The 20,389-nt window shown below is 72.9% G+C and carries 19 protein-coding genes; 17 read left to right on the top strand and 2 right to left on the bottom strand.

Annotated elements, in window-relative coordinates; all coding sequences use genetic code 11:
- The first annotated feature begins 5 nt into the window (after positions 1 to 5).
- The 13 genes from ACH5HR_RS09415 to ACH5HR_RS09355 all read left to right on the top strand — a co-directional run bounded on the left by ACH5HR_RS09415 (position 6) and on the right by ACH5HR_RS09355 (position 13,173).
- Entirely contained in the window at positions 6 to 1,241 is a 1,236-nt protein-coding gene (locus ACH5HR_RS09415) for an FtsW/RodA/SpoVE family cell cycle protein (RefSeq protein ID WP_416477557.1), read from the top strand.
- A 10-nt stretch (positions 1,242 to 1,251) separates the two neighbouring features.
- Entirely contained in the window at positions 1,252 to 2,403 is a 1,152-nt protein-coding gene (gene murG, locus ACH5HR_RS09410; protein ID WP_402375220.1) for an undecaprenyldiphospho-muramoylpentapeptide beta-N-acetylglucosaminyltransferase, read from the top strand.
- A complete protein-coding gene (gene murC, locus ACH5HR_RS09405) occupies positions 2,400 to 3,917 on the top strand; it encodes a UDP-N-acetylmuramate--L-alanine ligase (RefSeq protein ID WP_416477555.1) in 1,518 nt (505 codons plus the stop codon). Before murG ends, murC begins: the two co-directional genes overlap by 4 nt.
- Positions 3,917 to 4,894: a cell division protein FtsQ/DivIB gene (locus ACH5HR_RS09400; RefSeq protein WP_416477554.1), complete on the top strand. Its 978-nt coding sequence runs from the start codon at positions 3,917 to 3,919 to the stop codon at positions 4,892 to 4,894. The genes murC and ACH5HR_RS09400 overlap by 1 nt, the downstream gene beginning before the upstream one ends.
- A 164-nt stretch (positions 4,895 to 5,058) precedes the next feature.
- A complete protein-coding gene (ftsZ, locus tag ACH5HR_RS09395; RefSeq protein ID WP_416477552.1) occupies positions 5,059 to 6,363 on the top strand; it encodes a cell division protein FtsZ in 1,305 nt (434 codons plus the stop codon).
- Positions 6,360 to 7,169 (top strand): peptidoglycan editing factor PgeF, encoded by an 810-nt coding sequence (pgeF, locus tag ACH5HR_RS09390; RefSeq protein ID WP_402375212.1) that lies wholly within the window; start codon positions 6,360 to 6,362, stop codon positions 7,167 to 7,169. Before ftsZ ends, pgeF begins: the two co-directional genes overlap by 4 nt.
- Before the next feature lie 92 nt (positions 7,170 to 7,261).
- Positions 7,262 to 7,735: a cell division protein SepF gene (locus ACH5HR_RS09385; protein ID WP_106267961.1), complete on the top strand. Its 474-nt coding sequence runs from the start codon at positions 7,262 to 7,264 to the stop codon at positions 7,733 to 7,735.
- 166 nt (positions 7,736 to 7,901) lie between these two features.
- Complete coding sequence (locus tag ACH5HR_RS09380) at positions 7,902 to 8,198, top strand: YggT family protein (RefSeq protein ID WP_402375210.1); 297 nt, start codon at positions 7,902 to 7,904, stop codon at positions 8,196 to 8,198.
- 188 nt (positions 8,199 to 8,386) lie between these two features.
- The gene (locus ACH5HR_RS09375; protein WP_402375208.1) at positions 8,387 to 9,034 is read left to right on the top strand and encodes a DivIVA domain-containing protein; all 648 of its coding nucleotides are present in this window, start codon (positions 8,387 to 8,389) and stop codon (positions 9,032 to 9,034) included.
- 127 nt (positions 9,035 to 9,161) lie between these two features.
- Entirely contained in the window at positions 9,162 to 9,623 is a 462-nt protein-coding gene (locus ACH5HR_RS09370) for a TraR/DksA family transcriptional regulator (protein ID WP_402375547.1), read from the top strand.
- Positions 9,624 to 9,640: 17 nt separating this feature from the next.
- Positions 9,641 to 10,234 (top strand): signal peptidase II, encoded by a 594-nt coding sequence (locus tag ACH5HR_RS09365; protein WP_402375206.1) that lies wholly within the window; start codon positions 9,641 to 9,643, stop codon positions 10,232 to 10,234.
- Complete coding sequence (locus ACH5HR_RS09360) at positions 10,234 to 11,163, top strand: RluA family pseudouridine synthase (protein ID WP_402375204.1); 930 nt, start codon at positions 10,234 to 10,236, stop codon at positions 11,161 to 11,163. The genes ACH5HR_RS09365 and ACH5HR_RS09360 overlap by 1 nt, the downstream gene beginning before the upstream one ends.
- Before the next feature lie 84 nt (positions 11,164 to 11,247).
- On the top strand, positions 11,248 to 13,173 hold the full coding sequence (locus tag ACH5HR_RS09355; protein ID WP_416477549.1) for a pectate lyase-like domain-containing protein: 1,926 nt from the start codon (positions 11,248 to 11,250) through the stop codon (positions 13,171 to 13,173).
- Between the two features lie 16 nt (positions 13,174 to 13,189).
- Here the strand turns inward: ACH5HR_RS09355 and ACH5HR_RS09350 are convergent, their stop codons facing one another.
- Positions 13,190 to 14,158, bottom strand: coding sequence for a LacI family DNA-binding transcriptional regulator (locus ACH5HR_RS09350; protein ID WP_402375200.1), 969 nt, complete (start codon positions 14,156 to 14,158; stop codon positions 13,190 to 13,192).
- A gap of 118 nt (positions 14,159 to 14,276) precedes the next feature.
- On the opposite strand from ACH5HR_RS09350, the gene dnaE reads away from it, so the two are divergent.
- The 3 genes from dnaE to ACH5HR_RS09335 are packed head-to-tail and all read left to right on the top strand — an operon-like array spanning position 14,277 to position 18,759.
- Positions 14,277 to 17,834 carry a DNA polymerase III subunit alpha gene (gene dnaE, locus ACH5HR_RS09345; protein WP_402375198.1) on the top strand — a complete coding sequence of 1,186 codons (3,558 nt, stop codon included), beginning with the start codon at positions 14,277 to 14,279 and terminating at the stop codon, positions 17,832 to 17,834.
- Positions 17,831 to 18,355, top strand: a complete 525-nt coding sequence (locus tag ACH5HR_RS09340; RefSeq protein WP_416477547.1) for an NUDIX hydrolase — start codon at positions 17,831 to 17,833, stop codon at positions 18,353 to 18,355. Before dnaE ends, ACH5HR_RS09340 begins: the two co-directional genes overlap by 4 nt.
- On the top strand, positions 18,352 to 18,759 hold the full coding sequence (locus ACH5HR_RS09335; protein WP_402375194.1) for a pyridoxamine 5'-phosphate oxidase family protein: 408 nt from the start codon (positions 18,352 to 18,354) through the stop codon (positions 18,757 to 18,759). Before ACH5HR_RS09340 ends, ACH5HR_RS09335 begins: the two co-directional genes overlap by 4 nt.
- Here ACH5HR_RS09335 and ACH5HR_RS09330 read toward each other — a convergent pair.
- Complete coding sequence (locus ACH5HR_RS09330) at positions 18,744 to 18,983, bottom strand: RNA-binding S4 domain-containing protein (RefSeq protein ID WP_416477545.1); 240 nt, start codon at positions 18,981 to 18,983, stop codon at positions 18,744 to 18,746. The genes ACH5HR_RS09335 and ACH5HR_RS09330 overlap by 16 nt on opposite strands.
- Positions 18,984 to 19,056: 73 nt before the next feature.
- Here ACH5HR_RS09330 and hisD point away from each other — a divergent pair, with 73 nt between their 5' ends.
- Positions 19,057 to 20,379: a histidinol dehydrogenase gene (gene hisD, locus ACH5HR_RS09325; RefSeq protein ID WP_416477543.1), complete on the top strand. Its 1,323-nt coding sequence runs from the start codon at positions 19,057 to 19,059 to the stop codon at positions 20,377 to 20,379.
- Positions 20,380 to 20,389 lie beyond the last annotated feature (10 nt).

Here is a 20,389-nt window from a genome sequence, read left to right as displayed (position 1 = left end):
GCACGATGGCGGTCACCCAGGGGGTGCGGCGAGGCACGGACAGGCCGTGGCTCGGGCAGTGGAACTCCGCCGCCACCAGCTACTACCTGCTCGTGGGCGCCACCGGGCTCCTGCTGGTGATCGGGCTGATCATGGTGCTGTCGAGCACCACCGTCACGTCGATCGCCGCGGGCGACTCGCCGTACACGGCCGGCCTGGACCAGGCGCGCTTCGCGCTGATCGGCATCCCGTTCATGATCCTGGCGATGCGCCTGCCGCTGCGCTGGTACAAACGTCTCGCCTGGCCCGCCCTCGTCGCGGCGATCGCTCTCCAGTCCCTCACGCTGGTCCCGGCGCTCGGTCTCGGGGCGGGCGGCAACGTCGGCTGGGTGCGCCTGGGCGGGATCGTCGTGCAGCCCGCCGAGGTGAGCAAGCTGGCGCTGGCGCTGTGGCTCGGTGCCGTGCTCGGCCGCAAGCAGCACCTGCTGGGCTCGTGGGGGCACGCGTTCCTCCCGGCGGTCCCGGGCGCCCTCGTCCTGCTCGGCCTGGTGCTGGCCGGCCACGACCTGGGCACCATGCTCGTGATGGCCGGGCTGGTGGCAGGGGCGCTGTGGGTCGCCGGGGCGCCGTCGAAGATGCTGGTCCTCGGCGGTGCCGTCGCGACCTTCGTCGTCGTCGCGTTCTTCGTCGTCGGCAACACGAACCGCATCGGGCGCATCATGACGACCTACGGCGGCTGCACCGACCCGCAGGGTGAGTGCTACCAGTCGCTGCACGGCCTGTGGGGCCTCGGCACCGGCGGGCTCTTCGGCGTCGGGCTCGGGGCGAGCCGGGAGAAGTGGCGGTACCTGCCGGAGGCGCACAACGACTTCATCTACGCGGTCATCGGCGAGGAGCTCGGGCTGCTGGGCACCCTCCTGGTGCTCGCGCTGTTCGCCGTGCTCGGGGTGGCGATGGCCCGGGTGGTCCGCCGGCACCCCGACCCGTTCGTGAAGATCACCACGGCGGCTGTCGCCTGCTGGGTCGTGGGGCAGGCGTTCCTCAACATCGGCGTCGTCGTGGGGGTGTTCCCCGTCATCGGCGTGCCCCTGCCGCTCGTCTCGGCGGGCGGGTCGGCCCTGGTGGCGACCATGGTCGCGCTCGGGATGGTGATCAGCTTTGCGCGGTCCGAGCCCGGCGCGCCCGAGGCCTTCGCCGCCCGTGGCGGAGTGGTGCGGCGATCGCTGACGGTGCTCGGCCGGGGGCGCCGCGCGGGCCGGTAGGGTCCGGCGTGTGAACTCCTCCTCCGTACGATCCGTCGTGCTGGCCGGCGGCGGGACCGCCGGCCACGTCAACCCCCTCCTGGCCGTCGCGGACGAGCTGCGCGCACGGGAGCCCGAGGCGTCGTTCCTCGTGCTGGGCACCGCCGCCGGTCTCGAGGCCGACCTGGTCCCCGCCCGCGGCTACGAGCTGCGCGAGATCCCGCGCGTCCCGCTCCCGCGCCGTCCCAGCGTCGACCTCCTGCGCCTGCCCGGCCGGCTCGGGTCGGCCGTGAAGGCCGCCGAGGCGGCGATCGACGAGATCGGTGCCCGCGCCGTCGTCGGCTTCGGCGGGTACGTCTCGACGCCCGCCTACCTCGCGGCCCGCCGCCGCGGCGTCCCCGTGGTCATCCACGAGCAGAACGCGCGACCGGGCCTGGCGAACCGTCTCGGTGCCCGCTGGGCCGCGGCCGTGGGGACCACGTTCGCCGAGACCGCGCTGCCGGGCGCGACCTGCGTCGGGCTCCCGCTGCGGGCGGAGATCGCCGCGCTGGTCGACGAGCGCGAGCGCGACGCCGCCGCCGCGCGCCGGCGTGCGGCCGAGGCGCTCGGCCTCGACCCGACGCTGCCCACGCTCCTGGTCACCGGCGGTTCGTCGGGTGCCCTGCGCGTCAACGAGGCCGTCGCGGGCGCGGCGGACGCGCTGCTCGGCGCCGGTCTGCAGGTGCTGCACCTGACCGGCCGGGACAAGTCCACGCCCGTGCGTGCCGCGGTCGACGAGGCGGTCTCCGCCGGCGGGCATGACGCGGCGCGCTACCAGGTGCGCGAGTACCTGTCCGAGATGCACCAGGCGCTCGCGGCCTGCGATCTCGTGGTGGCACGGTCCGGGGCGGGGACGGTCTGCGAGCTGACGGCCCTGGGGCTGCCCGCCGTGTACGTCCCGCTGCCGATCGGCAACGGCGAGCAGCGGCTCAACGCCTCCGGGGTCGTGGGTGCCGGCGGCGGGCTGCTGGTCGACGACGCCGAGCTCGACGCCGCCTGGGTCGCCGCGCACGTGCCTCCGCTCGTCGGGGACCGGGAGCGCCTCGCGGCGATGTCGGCGGCCGCGGGCTCCGTCGGAGTGCGTGACGCCGCTGCCCGGATGGCGGACCTGGTGGCCGACGCCGCGGCGGGCGGCGCGCGATGAGTGGCCCGGGGTCGGGCAGCGCCCCGGTGCCCGTGACGGAGCTCGGCCGCGTGCACCTGATCGGCGTGGGCGGAGCCGGCGTCTCCGTGGTGGCGCGGCTCCTCGCGGCTCGCGGTCTCGACGTGCAGGGTTCCGACGCCGTCCGGAGCCCCGCGCTCGACGCGCTCGAGTCCGACGGGGTGCGGGTGTGGGTGGGCCATGACGCCGGCCAGGTGGTCGACGCGACGGGGGCGGCGCGGGTCGACACCGTCGTGGTGTCCTCCGCGGTCCGCCCGGACAACCCGGAGCTGACGGCGGCACGAGCGGCCGGCGTGCGGGTGCTGCACCGCTCGGAGGCCCTCGCCGCCTTGATGGCCGGTCGGCGGGGGGTCGCGGTCGCCGGGGCGCACGGGAAGACCACGACGTCCGCGATGGTCGCGACCGTCCTGCGCGCCGGCGGGCTGGACCCGTCTTTCGCGATCGGCGGGACGGTGCGCGTCCGCGACGACGGCGGCGGCGAGCAGGCCGTCCCCGGCGGCCATGCCGGAGCGTCGGACCTGGTCGTCGCGGAGGCCGACGAGTCGGACGGCTCGTTCCTCAACTACGCGCCGACGGTGGCGGTCGTGACGAACGTGGAGGCCGACCACCTCGACCACTACGGCTCGCAGGAGGCGTTCGAGCAGGCGTTCGTCGACTTCGCCGCGCGGATCACGCCGGACGGGTGGCTGGTGGCCTGTGCCGACGACCCCGGCTCGGCGCGGCTCGCGGCCGCGCACCGGGAGGCCGGCGGTCGTGTCGTGACGTACGGCACCGCTGCAGGGGCCGACGTCGTCGTGCGGGACGTCGTGGTCGGTGCCGGGACGGTGCGCGCGACCGTGGGCGGAGGGCTGCTCGGCCCCGGTGAGCACGTGCTGGACCTGGCGGTGCCGGGCGCGCACAACGTCCTCAACGCCACCGCCGCCGTCGTCACCGCCGTGCTCCTCGGGGTCGCCCCCGCCGAGGCCGTGCGCGGCGCGGCGGAGTTCGTCGGCACGGGCCGGCGCTTCGAGCCCAAGGGTGCGGCGGACGGCGTCCGCGTCTTCGACAGCTACGACCACCACCCCACCGAGGTCGAGGCGCTGCTGCGTGCCGCGCGACCCGCGGCGGGGGAGGGCCGGGTGCTCGTGCTCTTCCAGCCGCACCTGTACTCGCGGACCCGGGCCTTCGCGGACCGCTTCGCGTCGGCGTTGGAGCTGGCGGACGAGGTCGTCGTGACGGGTGTCTACCGCGCCCGGGAGGACGTCGACCCGACCGTCACGGCGCGCACGATCACCGACCTGTCCGACGGCACGCTCTCGGGCGGGTCCCTGCGGCCGGTCGAGGACCGGTTCGCGGCGGCGGACGCCGTCGCCGACCTGGCGCGTCCCGGCGACCTCCTGATCACGGTCGGAGCGGGTGACGTCACCGAGCTCGCCGATGTGATCCTGGCCCGGCTCCGCGCCCGGCCCGGCGTGGCGGGTCCCGGTGGGAGGCCAGACGGCGCGACCATGGGGTGATGCGCCCGCCACCACGTCCTCGCACGTCCCGGCGTCCGTCGCCCCCGGCGGCGGGCGCCGGCTCGGCGGGGAGCCCGGCGCGCCCGAGGCCGGAGAAGGGCAAGGGGTCGGCGACCTCGCAGCCGTCGGGCCGGCCCGGGTCGGCCCGCTCACCGGGCCGGTCCCTGGAGCGTTCGACGGGCAGCGCGGCGAGCGCCGGCAGCGCGGCGAGCCCGAGCGATGCAGGGGCGGGTGCGCCCGGCCGGGTCTCCTCGGCGATGGCCGACCGGCTCGCCGAGCGCTCGGCGATGCGACGTCACCGCTCGTGGCGCGTGGTGGTCGCGCTCGTGCTCGTGCTCGCCCTGCTCGGTGGTGCGGGGTGGGTGGCTGGTTGGTCCGACCTGCTGGCACTCGAGCGCAGCGAGGTGAGCGTGTCCGGCGAGGGGACCACGGTCGACGCGGACGCGGTCCGCGAGGTGGTCGAGGCCTCGGCCGGGACGCCGCTGCTGCGGATCGACAGCGGTGCGATGCGCCGTGAGATCCTCGGCTTGCGCGGTGTCAAGGACGTGAGCGTCGAACGCTCGTGGCCGCAGGGGATGGACGTGGTGCTCACCTCGCGCGAGCCCGTGGCGGCGGTGCCCGACGGCGGCCGCTACGTGCTGGTCGACGCGGAGGGTGTGCACGTGGGGTCGCGCCAGAAGGCTCCCCGGAGGCTGCCCGTGGTCTCGGTCCCGCTCGACGACGAGTCGGTGGGCAGCCTGCAGGCGGCGCTGGCCGTCGTCGCCGCTCTGCCGACGCACCTGGCCCGTGAGGTCGAGCAGGTCAGCGCACAGACGCAGGACGACGTGGAGACCGTCCTGCGTGACGGCGTGAGCGTGCGCTGGGGCGGGGCCGGCAGCCTCCCGCTGAAGGTGGAGGTCGTCCAGACCCTGCGCGAGGTCGCGAAGGACGCCGGGGTGATCGACGTGTCGTCGCCGGAGCTCCCGGTGACCCGGTGAGGCTGAGCGGTCGCGACACGCCGGGCCACGTCCGGCGGGCGCCGGTCCGGGCGACCTACCGTCGTCACAGCAGCAACCTGACATAACTCTCACCTTCAACTACAACCTGAAGGTTGGACGACGACGGTGGGGTCAGGACCCGGAACGACCCGAGAGGCAACGACGTGGCAACTCCGCAGAACTACCTGGCAGTGATCAAGGTGGTCGGCATCGGCGGTGGCGGCGTGAACGCCGTGAACCGCATGATCGAGGTCGGCCTCAAGGGCGTCGAGTTCATCGCCATCAACACGGACGCTCAGGCGCTGCTGATGTCGGACGCCGACGTCAAGCTCGACGTCGGGCGCGAGCTCACCCGCGGCCTGGGCGCCGGCGCCGACCCGGAGGTCGGGCGCAAGGCCGCCGAGGACCACGAGGAGGAGATCGAGGACGTCCTGCGCGGGGCCGACATGGTCTTCGTCACGGCCGGCGAGGGCGGCGGCACCGGTACCGGCGGCGCGCCCGTCGTGGCCCGGATCGCGCGCTCGCTGGGCGCGCTGACGGTCGGCGTCGTGACGCGGCCGTTCACCTTCGAGGGACGGCGCCGGTCCGTCCAGGCGGAGCAGGGGATCGAGGCGCTCCGCGAGGAGGTCGACACCCTCATCGTGATCCCCAACGACCGCCTGCTGTCCATGTCCGACAAGAGCGTCTCGGCGATCGCCGCGTTCCACTCGGCGGACCAGGTGCTGCACTCCGGCGTGCAGGGGATCACCGACCTCATCACGACGCCGGGCCTGATCAACCTCGACTTCGCCGACGTCAAGTCGGTGATGCAGGGAGCGGGCTCCGCCCTCATGGGCATCGGGTCGGCGCGTGGCGAGGACCGCGCGGTGCAGGCGGCCGAGCTGGCGATCTCCTCGCCGCTGCTCGAGGCCTCCATCGACGGCGCCCACGGGGTGCTGCTGTCCATCCAGGGCGGCAGCGACCTCGGGCTGTTCGAGGTGCACGAGGCGGCGCGCCTCGTGCAGGAGGCGGCGCACCCGGAGGCGAACATCATCTTCGGCACGGTGATCGACGACGCCCTCGGCGACGAGGTGCGGGTCACGGTCATCGCGGCCGGGTTCGACGGCGGGCTGCCGAAGACGCGCGAGGACTCCCGCGCCCTGGGCCAGGTCGCCGGTGCGAGCTCGTCGTCAGCCGGGGACAGCGCCCGTACCGCCCCGGCGGCGTCGCCCCACGGCGGCTCGCCCGCGACCGCGCCGGTGCCCGCCGCCGAACCGGCCCACGCCCGGCCCCGGCCGATCCCGGCCGACCCCGACGACGTCCCCGCGAGCCTGCAGCCGGTGGGCTCCGGGCAGCCGCGTCCTGCCTTCACCGTGGTCGAGGATGGCGCCGGCGAGGGCGTGACGGTGGAACGGCCGGTCGAGGTGCCCCGGGTGGCCGAGAGATCCCGGCCCGAGCCGGAGCTCGACGTGCCCGACTTCCTCAAGTGACGTCGTCGGCCACCTGGGCCCAGGAGGCGCTCTTGCCCGCGGACCTCGGAGCCGGGCTGCTGCGCGTGGACCTCGGTCCGGGCGTCGTGGCCGGCTTCACCACGCGGCACGGGGGCGTGTCGCCCGCTCCGTGGTCCTCGCTCGACCTCGGCACGACGACCGGGGACGAGGAGGCCCGGGTTCGGCGCAACCGCGCGCAGGTGGCCGACTGGATCGGGGCGCCCGTCGCGTTCGCGAACCAGGTGCACGGGCCCACGGTGCTGACGCTCGGGAGTGCGGAGCGCACCGAGTGGGAGTCGTCGACGCCGCCGCTGAGCGCGGGGGAGGCCGACGGGCTCGTCACCGCCGAGGACGGGCTGGGTCTCGGCGTGCTGGTGGCGGACTGCGTCCCGGTGCTCCTCGCGGACCCCGTGGCACGTGTCGTCGGCGTCGCGCACGCCGGTCGTCGAGGGCTCGTGGCCGGCGTGGTCGACCGTGCGGTCGAGGCCATGGTCGCTCGCGGGGCGCGCCTCGACGACCTGCGGGCCGCCGTCGGACCGGCCGTGTGCGGGCCGTGCTACGAGGTGCCCGAGGACCTGCGCGACGAGGTCACCGCCGTCGTCCCGGAGGCTTGGGCCGTCACCGAGGCCGGGACCCCCGCCCTCGACCTGCCGGCCGGCGTCCGCGCCCGGCTGGCCGCGCTGGGTGTGCCCGCGAGCCGGCTGGAACGCTGCACCCGCACCGATCCCGACCTCTTCTCGCACCGGCGGGCGACGGCCGCGGGTGCGGTCACGGGCAGGCAGGCGGGTGTGATCGTGCTCGGCTGAGTCCGTGCCGTGCACGGCGTGTCGTGCGGCGCTTACCGCGCGCTGCTGGTTACCGTCAAGTCACAGACCTACCGACGAAACGGAGCAGGGCGATGGGCGGAGCGCTTCGCAAGACGATGCTGTACCTGGGGCTGGCCGACGACCAGCGCCCCGACGGGGAGTACCTCGACGAGTTCGACGAGGAGCTGGAGCCGGTGCGCGACGACGACTACCAGGCCGAGGTCACGCCTCTGCACCGGGACGGAGCACCGATGGACGCGTTCGCCGGTGGCGACCTGCGACGGATCACCACGATCCACCCCCGGTCGTACAACGACGCCCGGCTCATCGGTGAGGCCTTCCGCGGCGGCACCCCGGTGATCATGAACCTCTCCGACATGGACGACGCGGACGCCAAGCGCCTCGTCGACTTCTCGGCCGGCCTGATCTTCGGCCTCCACGGGTCGATCGAGCGTGTGACGAACAAGGTCTTCCTGCTCTCGCCCGAGCACGTGGAGATCACCGGCGAGGAGCAGGTCGCCGAGCGGCCCGACCCCCGCGCCGGCGCCTTCTACAACCAGAGCTGACACGACCACGACGCGGGGCCCCGGGGCCCCCCCCCGGCCCCCCCGCCGGGGGGCCGGGCGGTGGCCCGCGGGGGGGCCCGACAACCCCCCCGCCCTCCACCCCCCCCGCGGCGGGCCCCGCCACCCCCCCCGGGGCCCCGCGTCGTGCGTCCGGTAAGTTGCCCTCGTGAGTGTGATCTTCGGCGTCGTCTACTTCGCCCTGTTCCTGTTCCTCGTCTGCCTCATCGTCCGGCTCGTCTTCGACTGGGTGCAGGTCTTCGCCCGGGAGTGGCGTCCGCGCGGCATCGTGCTGATCCTTGCGGAGGCGGTGTACACGGTCACCGACCCGCCCCTGCGCGCGCTGCGGCGCGTCATCCCGCCGTTGACGCTGGGCAGCGTCCGCCTCGACCTGGCGTTCCTCGTGCTGTTCTTCGCCACGTCGATCCTTTTGCGCGTGGCGGGATTCCTCTCCGCGACCGCCTGACCGGCCGGGCTCGCCGGCAACCCTTCTCCCGGTCCCGCGACACGCGGGACCAGCCCACGCCGGACCTGTGAAGACACCGTGAGCGCGGCTCCCCCGGGGGGCCGTCGCAGCGGGCGTCCGCTACCGTGGTCATCCACGGACGCTCCGGGTCCGTGCACTGGACCGCGCTACGGCAACGAGGTGACACGATGGCACTGCTGACGGCAGAGGACATCCTCAACAAGAAGTTCTCGGCGACGAAGTTCCGCGAGGGCTACGACGTCGAAGAGGTCGACGACTTCCTCGACGAGGTCGTTCGCACGCTCACGTCCGTGCAGGAGGAGAACGACGACCTGCGATCCAAGCTCGCCGCGGCCGAGCGCCGTGTGGGTGAGCTGAGCCGCAGCGAGGCCGCGCAGCAGTCCGCCGAGCAGCCAGACGTCGCGGCGCAGGTCCAGGCAGCGGCCGCCGCTGCGGCCGCTGCGCAGCCGGCCGGCGACAAGCCGCACGCAGAGCCGGAGTCGGCCACCGGCATGCTCCAGCTCGCCCAGAAGCTGCACGACGACTACGTGCGCTCGGGCCAGGAGGAGGGTGACCGCCTGATCTCCGAGGCGAAGTCGGAGGGCAGCCGCATCGTGCGCGAGGCGGAGGAGACGAGCCACCGCACGCTCTCCCAGCTCGAGCAGGAGCGTTCGCTCCTCGAGCGCAAGATCGACGAGCTCCGGCTGTTCGAGCGGGACTACCGCACGCGGCTCAAGAGCTTCCTGCAGAACCTGCTCGGTGACCTGGACGCCCGCGGCTCGGCGCTCCCGCCGCAGCGGCAGAACGCCGGCGCGGGGCGTCCGCAGGAACTCTGAGCGGACCTCCGGAGCGGTCCCTGCGCGGACCGGCCTTACCCCAGGACACGCCACCTCGGCGCGTGCTGTTGTGCGGGCCGGTCCGCGCACTTACGCTGCGGTGACCTCACGAACGGAAGGGCAGCGAATGGCCAAGCTCTCCACCTCCCAGCGAGAGACGGTCCGGGGCGAGTTCCCGAACCTCGCGCGGGACGTCAAGAAGTTCCCGGTGCGTGACGGGGAGGACCCCTGGACGCTCCAGGAGGTGTCCGAGCTCGCCTTCCTCCTGCTGGAGGACCGTGAGCGCTACACCCGGGAGCTGGCCGCAGCGGACGCCGAGCTGAGCGACCTGTTGCGCAACTCCGGGGACGGTGCGGGGGACGACCAGGCCGACTACGGCTCGAGCGCCCTCGAGCGCGAGCAGGAGCTGACGCTGGTGAACAACCTGCGTGACCTGCTGGCGCAGACGTCGCACGCGATCGGCCGGATCAGCAACGGCACCTACGCCACCTGCGAGATCACCGGGCACCCGATCGGCAAGGCGCGGTTGCAGGCCTTCCCGCGGGCGACGCTGTCGGTGGAGGCGAAGGCGCGCGAGGAGCGGCGCTGACCGTAGAATCGGGCGCGATGTCCTCCACGCCCACCGGTGCCGAGCCGGTTCCCGAGATCCCCGACGAGCCCGAGACGTCTGCACCGACGCTCCCTCCCGAGACGTCGGTGCGCCGCGGCCGGCTGGGTCGGTGGGCGTTCTTGCTGGCGGCGGTGGTCCTCGTCGTCGATCAGCTCACGAAGTGGTGGGCGCTGTCCGCGCTCACCGAGGGCGTGCGCGTCGCGCTCCTGGGTGACCTGCTCGGCCTCACCCTGGTGTTCAACCCGGGGGCGGCCCTGTCCTTCATGGCCAACGGGTACACCTGGGTCCTCACGATCGTCGTGGTGGCGGTCGTCGTGGTCATCGTGCGGGCGATGCGCCGGCTGGGTTCGGCGGGCTGGACGGTCGCGCTCGGGCTGCTGCTCGGCGGTGCCCTCGGTAACCTCGGCGACCGGTTGCTGCGCCAACCAGGGTTCGCCCGCGGTGAGGTCGTGGACATGATCGCCTACGCCGACTTCTTCGTCGGCAACGTTGCCGACATCGCGATCGTGGCCGCGGCGGGCATGATCATCGTGCTGTCGTTCCGCGGCATCGGGATCGACGGCAGCCGCGAGGCCCGGGACGCCGCCTGATGACAGTGCGCACGCTGCCGGTGCCGGACGGCCTGGCCGGAGAGCGGGTCGACGTCGCCCTCGGGCGCATGCTGGGCTTCTCGCGCACGCAGGCGGCAGAGCTCGCCGCCGCCGGAGCGGTGCGTCTCGACGGCCGGGAGGTCGGCAAGTCGGACCGGGTGGCCCCCGGTGGCTGGCTGGAGGTCGACGTGCCCGAGGTGTCGTCGGCGCCGCCGGTCGTCGCCGAGCCCGTCGAGGGGATGCGGATCGCCTACGAGGACGACGACGTCGTGGTCGTCGACAAGCCGGTCGGGGTCGCAGCGCACCCGTCGCCGGGGTGGACGGGACCGACGGTGGTCGGAGCCTTGGCGGCGGCGGGGTACCGGATCTCGACGTCGGGGGCGGCCGAGCGTCAGGGGATCGTGCACCGGCTGGACGTCGGGACCTCCGGCCTGATGGCCGTGGCCAAGAGCGAGCTGGCGTACACCGGACTGAAGCGCGCCTTCAAGGAGCGCACGGTGGACAAGGTCTACCACGCGCTGGTCCAGGGCCACCCCGAGCCGACGACCGGGACCATCGACGCGCCCATCGGCCGGCACCCGCACCACGACTACCGGTTCGCCGTGGTGGCGGAGGGCAAGGCGTCGGTGACGCACTACGAGGTCCTCGAGATGCTCCCGGCGGCCTCGTTGGCGCAGGTGCACCTGGAGACGGGTCGGACGCACCAGATCCGCGTGCACTTCGCGGCGTTGCGGCACCCGCTGGTGGGTGACCTCACGTACGGCGCGGACCCGGTGCTGGCATCGAGGGTCGGGCTCGAGCGGCAGTGGCTGCACGCGATGCGGCTGGGTTTCGAGCACCCGCTGACGGGTGGCCGCGTCGAGGTGAGCAGCGAGTACCCCGACGACCTGCAGTCGGCTCTCGAGGTCGTCCGCGGCGCCTACGCCTGACGGCGCTTGTCCCGGTGGCAGCAGCGGGCTACTCTCGTGGCGACGGGTGACACGAGTCACCCACGACCTCGACGAGGAGGACGCATGTCATCACCCCACGCAGCGGCACGAGCGAGCGCACGGCAGCCGCGCCGCCGGCTCGTGCCTGCCGTCGCCGCAGGAGCAGCTCTCGTGACCGCCATCGCCACCATGCCCGGCGCGCAGGCCGCCCGGCCCGACCTGGTCGACGCCACCGACCCGGACTTCGGCCCGCACGTGACCGTGTTCGGTCCCAGCACGCCGCAGGACGAGATCCAGGCCACGATGGACTCCCTGCACGACCGGCAGGTCGACGCCGAGATGGGTACCGACCGGCACGCCGTCTACTTCCTGCCCGGCACCTACGGCTCGGCCGAGGATCCGTTGCAGATCGACGTCGGGTACTACACCGAGGTCGCCGGTCTGGGCGCCTCGCCGTCCGACGTCACCGTCGACGGCACGATCGAGGTGCGCAACCGCTGCCTTTCGGACGACCCCGCGAACCCGAACTGCATCGCGCTGGTCAACTTCTGGCGGACCGTGTCGAACCTGTCGCTCGACGTGAACACCGCGGGCCAGGGCGACTGCGAGGCGACGACGAACTTCTGGGCGGTGTCGCAGGCTGTCTCGATGCGTCGTCTCGACGTGCGCGGCCCGCTCTCGCTCATGGACTACTGCTCGGCGGGCCCGCAGTACGCCAGCGGCGGCTTCATCGCCGACTCCCGGTTCGACACCGAGGTGACCAACGGCTCGCAGCAGCAGTGGCTCACGCGCAACAGCGAGCTCGGTGGCGGCTGGTCCAACGCGGTGTGGAACCAGGTCTTCGCCGGGGTCGACGGTGCGCCGGGCGAGCAGAACTTTCCGACGGAGCCGTACACCACGCTCGAGACGACGCCGGTGAGCCGTGAGAAGCCGTACCTGTTCGTCGACGACGAGGGGCGTTACCAGGTGCGCGTCCCCGCCGCGCAGACGGATACTCGCGGCGTCTCGTGGGCCGACGGCCTCGCCCCCGGCCGCACGCTGCCGATCGCGGACTTCTACGTCGCACGGCCCGGCGACTCCGTGGCGAGGATCAACAGCCAGCTGGCTCGCGGAAAGCACCTGCTGCTCACGCCCGGCGTCTACGACGTCGACCGGAGCATCTCCGTCAAGCGGCCGGGCACGGTCGTGCTCGGCATGGGGCACGCCACGCTCACCGCCGTCGACGGCGCGGTGCCGCTGACGGTCGCCGACACCTCCGGGGTCGTCGTGGCCGGTGTCTCCATCGACGCCGGGACCGAGGAGTCGCCGGCGCTGCTGCGCATCGGCAAGGAGCGCGGCAAGAACCACAGGTCGGACGCCGCCGACCCGATCACGTTGTCCGACGTGTACTTCCGGGTGGGCGGCCCGCACGTCGGCAAGGCGGACGTGGCTCTCGACGTGAACTCGCACGACGTGCTCATCGACCACACCTGGGTGTGGCGCGGCGACCACGGCGTCGAGGGCTTCGCGACGGACGGGTCCGCGGGCGTCAACGGCGACACGGAGCGCTGGGCCACGAACGTCGGCCGCAACGGCGTGGTGGTCGACGGCGACCGCGTCACCGCCACCGGGCTCTTCGTCGAGCACTTCCAGGAGCACAACACGATCTGGAACGGCGAGGACGGCACCGTGGTCCTCTACCAGAACGAGCTGCCCTACGACCCGCCGACCCAGGCGGACTGGACGCAGCCGGACGGCACGCTCGGCTGGGAGGGGTACAAGGTCGCCGACGACGTCGAGCGGCACCGCCTGTTCGGCGCGGGCGTGTACGTGTTCAACCAGAACAACCCGGAGATCATCACGGAGAACGGGTTCTCGGTGCCGCAGGTACCGGGGGTTCGGCTGCACCACCTCATGACGGTCAACCTCAGTGCCGGCACGATCCAGCACGTCGTCAACGGGGTGGGCGACGCGGTGCCGCCGTCGACGTCGGGGTCCCCGGAGTACGTCGTGGACTACCCGGTGCCCTGACCGGCGCCGAGCGGCGTCAGGTCGACGATCGCACGACGACGCGGGCGGGGTCGTCCGGCCAGGGCGGCCGCCCGTGCCCGTCGAGCACCGCCAGCACGCTCGCCGCCAGGTGCTCGGACTGGGCCGTCACCGGTTGGGCCACGGTGGTCAGCGGGGGCGTCGTGACCCGGGCGGCGGGGGCGTCGTCGACGCCGATCACCGCGATATCGTCGGGGACCGCCAGGCCGGCGTCCCGGGCGCCGGCGAGCAGGGCCAGGGCGACCTCGTCGTTGTACGCGGCGACGGCGGTGACGCCGCTCGCGTGCCAGGAGCGGACCGTCGCGCCGGCCGGCTCGTCCGTCCGCACGGCGGCCTGCCGGGGCTCGGGCAGCCCGCGTGCCGCGCAGGCGTCGCGGACCCCGGCGAAGCGGGCGTCGCCGAACCGGCGCAGCCGACCGTCCGTCGTCGTGGCGAACGCGACCCAGCGGTGCCCGCGGGCGGTCAGGTGGTCGACCTGGAGCACGGCGAGGTCGTGCTGCGAGCGGTCGAAGGCCCCGCCGTCGGCGGACTCGACCGACCCGACGACGGCGATCCCGGCCTGCTCCATCGCCCGCACGTCGGCGGGGAGGAACGGGGCGAGCCCGACGACGGCGCGTGGTGTCACGGCCCGCCACAGCTCGGCCAGCGCGCGCGAGTCGCGGTGGTGGTGGACCAGCACGAACAGCCCGCGCTCGGCGAGCACGTCGGTGAGGTGGTCCAGCAGCGAGTCCACGACGGGGCCGGTCGGCCAGTCGGGCAGCACGCAGACGACCAGGTCGCTGCGCCCGCGTCGCAGCGTGCGAGCGGCCGCCGACGGCGCGTACCCCAGCCGGGAGGCCGTCGCCCGGACGTGCTCGCGGGTCGCCTCGGAGACGGACGCACCAGGGGTGTCGTTGAGGACGTAGCTGACGGTGGTGCGGGAGACCCCCGCGGCGCGGGCGACGTCGGCACTCGTCACTGAGGCCACGGCTCCTCCTTCTCCGGGCGGGTGTTGGGAGCACTGTACGCGGACGGCGCGGGGCGGTGCCGGGGGATCCGGCGAGGGGCGTCGTCGAAGGTCGGTGGCGGCTCCTAGACTCGACCCCATGCCGGACGCACCTGAGAAGAACGACGACTTCGTCCACCTCCACGTCCACACCGAGTACTCGATGCTGGACGGTGCGGCCCGGATGAACGACCTGTTCACCGAGGTGGCGCGGCTGGGCCAGAAGGCGATCGCGATCACCGACCACGGGTACCTGTTCGGGGCGTTCGACTTCTGGAGCACCGCGCAGAAGTTCGGGGTCAAGCCGATCATCGGTGTCGAGGCGTACGTCACGCCGGGCACCAGCCGGCACGACCGCACCAAGGTCCAGTGGGGCGAGCAGCACCAGCGGCGCGACGACGTCTCCGCGGGCGGCGCCTACACCCACATGACGCTGTGGTCCCGGGACAACACCGGCATGCACAACCTGTTCCGGGCGTCGTCGTTGGCGTCCCTGGACGGCCAGATGGGCAAGTGGCCGCGCATGGACCGCGAGCTGCTCGAGACCTATGCCGAGGGCCTGATGGCCACCTCGGGCTGCCCGTCCGGCGAGATCCAGACGCGCCTGCGCCTCGGCCAGTGGGACGACGCGGTCCGGGCGGCCGGGGAGTACCAGGACATCTTCGGCAAGGAGAATTACTTCGTCGAGCTCATGGACCACGGGATCGAGATCGAGTCCCGCACGTCCAAGGACCTGCTGCGCCTGGCGGAGCACATCGGGGCGCCGCTGGTCGCGACCAACGACCTGCACTACACCAAGCAGGAGGACTCCCACGCGCACGAGGTGCTGCTGGCGGTGAACTCCGGGTCCACGCTGGACGAGCCGACCTACGACCAGGGTGGTAGCCGGTTCGCGTTCAGCGGCGACAACTTCTACGTCAAGTCCGGTGCCGAGATGCGGCGGCTGTTCGCCGAGATGCCGGAGGCGGTCGACAACACGTTGCTCATCGCGGAGCGGTGCGAGGTCTCGTTCGACACCGGCGCGAACTACATGCCGAACTTCCCGGTGCCCGACGGCGAGGACGAGATCTCCTGGTTCGTCAAGGAGGTCGAGCACGGCCTGCACCGCCGCTACCCGGCGGGGGTGCCGGACGAGGTCCGTGCGCAGGCGAAGTACGAGACCGAGGTCATCATCCAGATGGGCTTCCCGGGGTACTTCCTCGTCGTCGCCGACTTTATCAACTGGGCCAAGGAGCAGGGCATCCGCGTCGGCCCCGGCCGTGGTTCGGCGGCCGGCTCGATGGTGTCCTACGTGATGGGCATCACCGAGCTCGACCCGCTCGAGCACGGACTGATCTTCGAGCGGTTCCTCAACCCGGAACGCGTCTCCATGCCGGACGTCGACGTCGACTTCGACGAGCGCCGGCGCGCCGAGGTCATCCGCTACGTGAGCGACAAGTACGGCGACGACCGGGTGGCGATGATCGTCACCTACGGGTCGATCAAGGCCAAGCAGGCCCTCAAGGACGCCTCCCGCGTGCTCGGATTCCCGTTCGCGATGGGGGAGAAGCTCACCAAGGCGATGCCGCCGCCCGTCATGGGCAAGGACATCCCGCTGTCCGGCATCTTCGACCCCGAGCACGAGCGCTACTCGGAGGCCTCCGAGTTCCGGCAGGTGCACGACACCGACCCCGAGGCCCAGCGCGTGGTGGAGACGGCGCGCGGCATCGAAGGGCTCAAGCGCCAGTGGGGCGTCCACGCGGCGGGCGTGATCATGTCGAGCGAGCCGCTGATCGACGTCATCCCGATCATGCGGCGCCCGCAGGACGGCGCGGTGATCACACAGTTCGACTACCCGACGTCCGAGGGTCTCGGCCTGATCAAGATGGACTTCCTCGGGCTCCGAAACCTCACGATCCTCGACGACGCGCTCGAGAACATCACCATGAACGGCAAGGACGCGGTCGAGATCGAGCACGTCCCGCTCGACGACGTCGCCACCTACGAGCTGCTCGCCCGCGGCGAGACCCTCGGCGTGTTCCAGCTCGACGGCGGCCCGATGCGCTCGCTGCTGCGCCAGATGCGTCCCGACAAGTTCGACGACCTCTCGGCGGTCATCGCGCTGTACCGACCCGGGCCGATGGGCATGAACTCGCACGTGAACTATGCGCTGCGCAAGAACGGCATGCAGAAGATCGAGCCGATCCACCGTGAGCTGGCCGAGCCGTTGTCCGAGGTCCTGGACGAGACCTACGGTCTGATCGTCTACCAGGAGCAGGTGCAGCGCGCCGCGCAGATCCTCGCGGGCTACTCGCTCGGCCAGGCGGACCTCCTGCGCCGCGCCATGGGCAAGAAGAAGCCCGAGGTGCTCGCCAAGGAGTTCGTGAACTTCGAGGCCGGCTGCAAGGAGCGGGGCTACTCCGACGCTGCGATCAAGGCCGTCTGGGACGTCCTGGTGCCGTTCGCCGGCTATGCGTTCAACAAGGCGCACTCCGCCGGGTACGGGCTGGTCGCCTACTGGACGGCGTACCTCAAGGCGAAGTACCCCACGGAGTACATGGCGGGGCTCCTGCAGTCCGTGCGGGACGACAAGGACAAGATGGCGCTGTATCTCGGCGAGTGCCGCCGGATGCGCATCACCGTCCTGCCGCCGGACGTCAACGAGTCGGCCGCGAAGTTCACGGCCGTCGGTGACGACATCAGGTTCGGGCTGACGGCGGTGCGCAACGTCGGCGCGAACGTCGTCTCGGCGATCCTCGCGGCCCGCGAGGAGCACGGCGACTTCACCTCGTTCACCGACTTCCTCGACAAGGTGCCGGCCGTGGTGTGCAACAAGCGCACCATCGAGTCGCTGATCAAGGCCGGGGCGTTCGACTCCCTCGGGCACCCGCGCCGCGCGTTGCTCGTCGTCCACGAGCAGGCGGTGGACTCGGTGATCTCGGTCAAGCGCGAGGAGGCGAAGGGGCAGTTCGACCTGTTCGCCGACCTGGGCGCGGGCGACGAGAAGATGAGCTTCAGCGTCGACGTGCCGGACCTGCCGGACTGGGACAAGAAGCAGCTGCTCGCGTTCGAGCGGGAGATGCTGGGGCTGTACGTCTCGGACCACCCGTTGTCCGGCATGGAGCACGTGCTGGCGCGTGCGGCCGACACGTCCATCGCGTCGCTCATGGCCGACGAGGGCCGTCCGGACGGTTCCTCCGTCACCGTCGCCGGGCTGCTGACCTCCGTGCAGCGCAAGATGAGCAAGAACGGCAACCCGTGGGCGGCCGTGACCATCGAGGACCTGGAGGGTTCCGTCGAGGTCATGTTCTTCGGCGAGACCTACCTGGCCTACTCCACCGTCCTCGCCGAGGACCAGGTGGTCACGCTCAAGGGCCGGGTCCGTCGGCGTGACGAGCAGATGCAGCTCCAGGCGCAGGAGGTGACCCTGCCGGACACCTCGGCGGTGGCCGACTCCCCGGTGCAGGTGACCGTGCCCCACACGCGGTGCGTCGAGCCGGTGATGGTGCGGTTGCGCGAGGTGCTGACGTCGCACCCGGGACCGGCCGAGGTCCACGTGCACGTGGCCGAGCCCGGCAAGAAGACGGTGGTGCGCGCGGCCGACCGGCTGCGGGTCGAGAAGTCGCCCGCGCTCTTCGGCGACCTCAAGGCCCTGCTCGGCCCGAGCTGCCTGTCATGAGCGCCGCCTGGGACGACGGCACCGCGGGCCACCGGTTCCGCGTGGTGCCGGCCGTCTACCTGCTGCTGCGCCGCGAGGGTCAGGTGCTGCTGCAGCTGCGGTCCGGCACCGGCTTCATGGACGGGTACTGGGCGGCCGGCGCGGCGGGCCACGTCGAGGAGGGCGAGTCGGTGCTCGAGGCCGCCGTGCGGGAGGCGCGCGAAGAGCTCGGGGTGACCGTCGCACCGGCGGACCTCGAGGCGTTGACCGTGATGCACCGGGGACTGCCCGGCGGCCCGGCGCTGGAGCAGCGGGTCGACTTCTTCTTCGCGGCGAGCCGGTGGCAGGGCGACCCCGTGCTGCAGGAGCGCGACAAGGCGGCGGACCTGCGCTGGTTCCCGTTCGTGCACCTGCCGGAGCCGGTCGTGCCCCACGAGCTGGTGGTGCTGCGTGCCCTGCACGACGGCGCCGTCCCGCGCGTGACGGTCCGCGGCTTCGACGGTCCGGGACGCGCGGCAGGGGGCGTAGGCTCGCGCCCGTGATCCGACTCAACCCCGAGCAGCTCGTCTTCGTCACGGAACGGCACCTCGCGACGCTGACCACGCTGCGCGCCGACGGCACGCCGCACGTGGTCCCCGTGGCCTTCACCTGGGACGCCGAGCGGGGTGTCGTGCGGATCACCGCGCGGCGCACGTCGGTCAAGGCGCGCAACGCCCGCCGCCGGGGACCGGACGGTGAGCCGCCACGGGCTGCCGTCTGCCAGGTCGACGGCGGCCGGTGGATGACGCTCGAGGGGACGATCGCCGTCGTGGAGGACGCTGACGAGGTGGCCGAGGCGGTCCGCCGCTACGCGAAGCGGTTCCGGCAGCTCGAGCACGACCCGGACCGGATCGTGCTGCAGCTGACCCCGGACCGGGTGATGGCGTCGGCCTACATGTCGTCCTGAACGACGACGGCGGTCTCCTCGCCCTCGGGGCCGACGACCGTCACCCGTGCGCCGGCGCGCAGCTGACGCCCGCGCCGCGTCTCGGTCTCGCCGTCGACGCGGACGTCGCCGTCGGCCACGAGGTCGCGGGCGTGGTTCCCGGACTCGGCGAGGCCGGCGAGCTTGAGGAACTGGCCGAGCCGGATGACGTCGTCGCGGATCGGGACCTCGAGGGGGTTGTCCATGCCTCGTATTGTCCCAGCGACCACCGTCCGGGACGACCGGCCGGGCCCGTAGGGCACGGCCTAGACTGGGGACGTGATCCAACGCATCGATCTTCGTGGACAGGTCCTGTCCCGCGCCGAGCTGCTGAGGGTGCTGCCGCGCCCTGAGGTCGGCGTGGAGCAGGCCGTCGACGCCGTCGCTCCGATCCTGACCGACGTCCGGACCCGTGGCGCCGCCGCGCTGCGCGACCTGGGCGAGCGTTTCGACGGGGTGCGCCCGGATCATCTGCGGGTGCCCCGGCACGCGATCGACGAGGCCCTGGCCGGCCTCGACCCGCTCGTCCGCGACGGGCTCGAGGAGGCGATCGTCCGCGTGCGAGCAGTGCACGCCGACCAGATGCCCACCGAGCACACGACCGTCCTGGCCGACGGCGCGGAGGTGCGGCAGCGCTGGATCCCCGTCGAGCGCGTGGGTCTCTACGCGCCGGGCGGCCTGGCGGTCTACCCGTCGTCGGTGATCATGAACGTCGTCGCCGCGCAGGAGGCGGGCGTGCCGTCCCTCGCGGTGGCCTCGCCCCCGCAGAAGGACTCCGGCGGCCTCCCGCACCCCACGATCCTGGCGGCGTGCGCCCTGCTCGGCGTCGACGAGGTCTACGCGGTCGGCGGTGCCCAGGCGGTGGCGATGTTCGCCTACGGCGCGTACGGGAGCGAGCCTGTCGACGGAGAGGTCCTCTGCGAGCCGGTCGACGTCGTCACCGGTCCGGGCAACGTCTACGTCGCCGCCGCCAAGCGGCTCGTGCGCGGCGTCGTCGGCATCGACGCCGAGGCCGGTCCCACGGAGATCGCCGTCCTCGCCGACCACACCGCCGACGCGGGGCACGTGGCGCTCGACCTCGTCAGCCAGGCCGAGCACGACCTGATGGCGGCCTCGGTGCTCGTGACGCCGTCGGTGGAGCTCGCAGGCGCGGTGGAGGCGAAGCTGGTGGACCTCGCGGAGGCCACGAAGCACGCCGCCCGCGTCACGACGGCGCTCGCCGGACCGCAGTCGGCGGTGGTGCTGGTGGACGACCTCGACCAAGGGTTGTCGGTGGTCGACGCCTACGGCGCCGAGCACCTGGAGATCCAGACCGAGAGGGCCGCCGAGCTCGCCGAGCGCGTCCGGTCGGCGGGGGCGATCTTCGTCGGCCCGTACTCGCCGGTCTCGCTCGGCGACTACATGGCGGGTTCGAACCACGTGCTGCCCACGGGCGGGACCGCACGCTTCGCCAGCGGGCTGGGCGTGCACGCGTTCCTGCGCTCGGTGCAGGTCGTCGACTACTCCCGGGAGGCGCTGGCGAAGGTGGCCGACCGCATCGCCGCGATCGCGGTCGACGAGGACCTTCCCGCGCACGGCGAGGCGGTGCGCGGCCGCTTCTGAGCTGGTCGTG

Origin of the sequence: Isoptericola maris, assembly GCF_048065335.1 — a bacterium.
Lineage (GTDB): Bacteria > Actinomycetota > Actinomycetes > Actinomycetales > Cellulomonadaceae > Isoptericola > Isoptericola rhizosphaerae.
The sequence above is the reverse complement of the archived record's forward strand: the minus strand, read 5'-3'. Positions and strand labels throughout refer to the sequence as shown.